This is a genomic window from Pseudoglutamicibacter albus (assembly GCF_022346425.1).
Lineage (GTDB): Bacteria > Actinomycetota > Actinomycetes > Actinomycetales > Micrococcaceae > Pseudoglutamicibacter > Pseudoglutamicibacter albus.
In genome coordinates this window covers 1-4,684 of the sequence record NZ_JAKRCW010000024.1, presented here as the reverse complement: position 1 = coordinate 4,684, position 4,684 = coordinate 1, and the positions used below count along the sequence as shown (strand labels likewise).

The following is a 4,684-nucleotide window of genomic DNA, read 5'->3' as shown; positions in this document are numbered from 1 at the left end:
CCTTGATTGGTGAGCGTGATGCTCAGGTGGCTGAGGCGATGTCTGATTTTCAGATGGATGGTGTGGATGCTGAGTATCAGCATGTTGAGAAGCGGTGGCATAACGCTTCGAATGAGGTGCGCGGGATTATTAGTTTGGTGCGTGAGACGTTGGCTAGTAATGATGAGACGGCTGTGTCTACGCAGTCGCGTGCTCGTAATGCTGTAGCGAATATCGGCTAGCCATAGGCGTACCCCTCCTTTGTGTTGGGGGTTGGATGGACTGTTCTTTCAGAAAGCTGTGACACATGTACTATTCGATTGTTCATTCGGGTGCGTCCAAGACCGTCAAAGCGACGCAGGAAAATGCTCAAGACTTGGATGATGCCCTGAAGGATGTTAAATCCGCGTTGGACGACCTTGGAAACGTGCTGAAGCATTCAAATGCCGTCGCTGGTGCGGTGACCGCTGTCAAAGAGGGTGCTGTTACGCCTGCTGCAGACACAGTGATGTCTAAGGTCCGTACCGCGACTGGTTCCACCAGTGATGCTTTAGATTCCTATGCGCAGGGTGATCAGACAATGTCTTCTAATGCCGGTTCTGCGCCGGGTAGTCCAGACATGCCGGGGGTGGGGTAAGTGAGTTTTGCTGTTGTTGATCTCGATGATCCCGGCGAAATTAGGGCAAAGGCATCTGATGTTCGGTCAAAGTTTAACGACGCTGCAGATGCCATGCAGGTGGTCCGTAAAGGCTGGAGTCCAATTCAAGACCACTATGCGGCTCCGGAGGCGCCTACCGTGTCAGGGGCTATGGATGCTCCGCATAAGATTGTTGGCGACTTTGATGACGCCGGCGATAAGATCAAGTCTGCCCTAGATGATTATGCCTCTGACCTTGACGGTCTAAAGGAGCGCCGCAAGGCACTCATAGACAAAATTAATGACTATAAGGCGATGGATCCGGATGATGACGATGAATCCGGGCAGGAGGATAAGGAGAAGCTTCGAAAGGAAATCGAAACCGAAGCTATTTCGCTGGCAGAGGATAAAGACGATATCCAGAATCGATGCCGGGACCGTCTGTTAGCAGTCAGCATCGATGAAAATGATGCTTCTGATGCCAAAGACAAAGCACCCAGGGCGAAAGAAGGTGCCGGAGGCGGCAAGACTAGTATTACCGGCACATTCGCTAAAGGACTGGTCGATGATGTTCTCGGAAGGAATGGTCTTGCAGGGCCAGGGGGCCACATATTGCAAGGCCTAGCGGTCAGTGTAAGTACCTTTGAAAAATCCATAATACTTGCTTCGGCTAAGTACACGACGATCCAGCCTCGAAATAACTGGTTGCCTAGTGGCTTACAACGGATTGCTATGAGCGGCCCCATAGGCGCGCGCGTAATCAGGGGACTTACTGGTTGGGAGGAATCACTCCTGGTATCGGTAAAAAGGGATCGAATCGAACTTCCTTCATGACAAGCGAACATCCGGGTAACTACACACGTAGCCCTGCTAACTTCAAAGACGGGGTGCGCATATTCACGGCACGAACCGTGGCCCAGCTCGGTGATGTGAATAATCGAAAGGCTAACCCTAACCAGTCAGCGACCAAAAAGAAGCTCCAAGTAGCCAGCAAGTGGGGTGGTCGTGTAGCTATTCCTGTTGCTGCGGGGACTTCGCTTGCCACGAGCTGGCAGGAAGACTCGAAGAAGTATCCGAGCATGGGCAACGGCGAAAAGGCGACTCGTGCGGCTGCAACGACCGCTACCACCGTAGGTGGTGCTTTGGCTGGTGCTAAGGGTGGAGCTGCGGTAGGTGCCGCGGTCGGTACGTTCTTCGGCCCTGGCATCGGAACTGCAGCGGGCGCTATCGTCGGTGGAGCTGTGGGTGGCGCAGCCGGCGGTCTAGCTGGTGGCTGGGTAGGCGATAAGGCCAAAGATGGCGTGTCATGGGTGAAGAATCGACTGTGATCGATCACATGGACAGCGATTCCGTCGAGTCTGCAGCAGCCAGGTACGAGGTGATTGGGGCTGAAAGAGCGTCGGATGGAAGAGAGGACAACCTAGCTCATGCATAACCCAGAGATTGAGTTCACGCTCTCAGAGCATCGTGATGCACGGTTCAGGCTCCCCATCCCGCAAGACTGGGAGATGGACACCTCCGGTAGTGATCAAGGAGTGTTCATCTATATGGGGTCAGAGGCGTGGGGCAGTAGCCGTTTCCGTCCGAACATTGTGGTGATTCAGAGAGCCTACGATCATCGCCACGATAACGATGAAGACTTTTACCGCGAGATCCTCGCCACGGATGCTGGGCTAGCGGATCAGCTGGCTGAATACCGCAACATCCACCTCAGCTGGGACACGCTAGGTGAGGATAGCGCGGCCGTCTTGCGCGTATCTTCCTACCGGAATGAGGAAGGGACACCGCTGATGCTGTATCAGTGGAACGCACTACGCTCCGGCCTAGAAGTGAATTTTGCCATCACGTTCCCCACTGCTGACTATTCAGTGTGGGCAGACCTTGCATACGCATGGGCGAAGGATTTCGAATGGACAGTCTAGAAACTAATCAAGAGGAACAACAGTTCGCAATCGTTCTGCCCCGCGAGCAGTTCCTTCGACTACTGCGCGGCGAATTCGAAGGTGACGGTCCCACGCTTTATGACGTAGCCGATGAGTGTGTTTTAGCGAACGGTGAGGCTCAAGCTCCGTATGCACAGTTTTGGGGCATCTACACGACCCGTCGAAGCTTCATGCAGGTTCGGCGGCTGCGTCCGGATGGAACCGAAAACAAGGTGTATATGTGGACCGGCCCGCGAGGCGTTATTTTTGCGGTCGAGAATCACACCGAAAGTGTTGTGACGATGAGTGCCGCAAGCCTCGATAGCCGATTCACGCTCCTGATCGATGGCATGGTTTTGGGGCGGCGCGACTTCCCACGAGAGTATGAGCCGGGATACGGCGTGATCCAGCAGAAGGATATTCTCAAGCTCCTCGAGCCTGATGGTCTACCGTCTTCCGAGCTAGCTGCGTCTACGAAAGCACTCGCTGACTCGGTTGCTCACGTGCAACCTGGGATGGCCCAAGACCTTGTGGACGGTCAATACGAGATCATCTCCATCATGGGTGAGTGGGAAAGCGGAGATCGCGACGAGACCGCGAGCGTCGTCTACTTTGATACGCCGCACGGCTACCTTCTGCATAACACGGAGCGCCAGATGCTGCGTAAAGAGCACCATCTCGAGCCCGCGCCCGGCTGGTACATCCTCCTCCGCGCTATGGAGGTGCTGCCACCGGAACCGGTGATCGCTTCATGGCAGGAAGAAGCCGACGCACACAGAGACTGAACACCTCACTCCACTGGATGTGCCGCAGGTGGTGGGACGCCGGTTTGCGTAAATGCCAATGTTTGCTGGTATAGATATTGGCTTTATCGGTTGTCTCGGGCTGGCTAGTGTTTCGCCTCCTTATCCGTTGGTGTTGAGGGAGCAGTTCAAAAACAGCTACCGTTCCCCTCTTGACGAGGGAGAAGGTTGCTGTTTCCTCGCTAAACTCCCCTTGGCCCCTACCGGTGGATGCATAACTCTCAAGAGTGGTAAGTAGTTCCTGCCAGAAAATGTCGACGTTTGTCCACGCATCCATCGGAATGATCTGAACCCCATTAAGGATGAAAGAAACCCAGCCTTCACCAGGCAAACACCTATTATTTTGCCAATGCCACCAACGAGCTGCCTCACCTGGATTAGCGGAAATAGATACCAGGTGCTCGTCATGTTGCTTAGAAAAAGCTCTGGAAACGTAACGCCTGTCCCTCTGAGGACATAAGTTTCGATCTCCAGTTTGGTCTCATTCATCCAATGGTTCATACGTTCCAAACCTAGCGTGGATAAAACTGTAGTTGCACGAACATCTGATACGGACATTCTGGGGTTGCAGATGTCCTCGACCTAAATTCCTCCTTGTAGATATCCATATAGGAGATCATTTGGTCGTGGGGCGGTCGAGTTTCGCTGCGAAAAAGCCGAAGCAGTCTTAGGGGACCCGTTAGCAGGTCTGAGTCTTCGACTCTCCCGAGGTAATCGCTTGAGTCTTTCTTCCACTGTCCCGCCACCGGATGCCTCGGAACGATCACGCGTCGAAGAGCTTTCATGGCACCAAGCCAGCAACGACCTAAAGGGCAGCCTCTTCCTTAGACGCGATGGAACACTTCCCGGGTATAACGTCAATCCAGCTTTAGGCGAGGTGCCCACTAAACCCAGGACACTTCAGCCTGAAGCTAGGCATGACTCGCACTGGTGTTCCATTGCCTTATCCCTTAGTGCCTAAAAGGGTAGTGAAGTGACGTCGAGATGCATGGGACACGGCTATCGCCGGACTGAAAATCGCGTTCGAAAGCTCCGCGAACACATCCGCTCCCGCAACACATAATTCCTTGGTTACTAAGGGGTAGCTATCGCACTCCTGTTACTGCGCTTGGAGTTTGGTTAATTTGAATTCAACATTCACCAGATTCGGGTTTTTGGGGTGTTTTCTGGTGGTGGTGCGGGTTAGGATGGCGTGCGTTGGCTCGGGTTTCGCGCCTGGTTTTGGGTGTGGGGTTTGGGTTGATGTGTTGGTTGTATTGGTTTTTGAAGGGAATAGTTTTATGAAGTTTGATATGGGTTCGCAGACGTTGGCTACGTTGAATCAGAAGACGTCTGGGTCGAAT

The 4,684-nt window shown here is 53.5% G+C and carries 6 protein-coding genes; all 6 read left to right on the top strand.

All coding sequences use genetic code 11. The features are described from left to right. A partial coding sequence (locus MHJ63_RS09775) for a pore-forming ESAT-6 family protein (RefSeq protein WP_239446957.1) occupies positions 1-221 on the top strand: 221 nt, incomplete at its 5' end. A 65-nt stretch (positions 222-286) separates the two neighbouring features. Further along, positions 287-616, top strand: coding sequence for a DUF6507 family protein (locus tag MHJ63_RS09770; protein ID WP_239447306.1), 330 nt, complete (start codon positions 287-289; stop codon positions 614-616). Further along, positions 617-1,450: a hypothetical protein gene (locus tag MHJ63_RS09765; RefSeq protein WP_239447305.1), complete on the top strand. Its 834-nt coding sequence runs from the start codon at positions 617-619 to the stop codon at positions 1,448-1,450. It begins immediately after the preceding gene. After that, a complete protein-coding gene (locus tag MHJ63_RS09760) occupies positions 1,447-1,944 on the top strand; it encodes a hypothetical protein (protein ID WP_239447304.1) in 498 nt (165 codons plus the stop codon). The genes MHJ63_RS09765 and MHJ63_RS09760 overlap by 4 nt, the downstream gene beginning before the upstream one ends. Positions 1,945-2,043: 99 nt before the next feature. Then, positions 2,044-2,538: a hypothetical protein gene (locus MHJ63_RS09755; RefSeq protein ID WP_239447303.1), complete on the top strand. Its 495-nt coding sequence runs from the start codon at positions 2,044-2,046 to the stop codon at positions 2,536-2,538. Beyond that, positions 2,526-3,323 carry a hypothetical protein gene (locus tag MHJ63_RS09750; RefSeq protein WP_239447302.1) on the top strand — a complete coding sequence of 266 codons (798 nt, stop codon included), beginning with the start codon at positions 2,526-2,528 and terminating at the stop codon, positions 3,321-3,323. The genes MHJ63_RS09755 and MHJ63_RS09750 overlap by 13 nt, the downstream gene beginning before the upstream one ends. The last annotated feature ends 1,361 nt before the right edge of the window (positions 3,324-4,684 follow it).

Excerpts from the sequence above, each read along its gene's own strand:
- MHJ63_RS09770 (WP_239447306.1), top strand. The coding sequence starts at position 287 with ATGTACTATTCGATTGTTCATTCGGGTGCGTCCAAGACCGTCAAAGCG.
- MHJ63_RS09760 (WP_239447304.1), top strand. The coding sequence starts at position 1,447 with ATGACAAGCGAACATCCGGGTAACTACACACGTAGCCCTGCTAACTTC.
- MHJ63_RS09755 (WP_239447303.1), top strand. The coding sequence starts at position 2,044 with ATGCATAACCCAGAGATTGAGTTCACGCTCTCAGAGCATCGTGATGCA.
- MHJ63_RS09750 (WP_239447302.1), top strand. The coding sequence starts at position 2,526 with ATGGACAGTCTAGAAACTAATCAAGAGGAACAACAGTTCGCAATCGTT.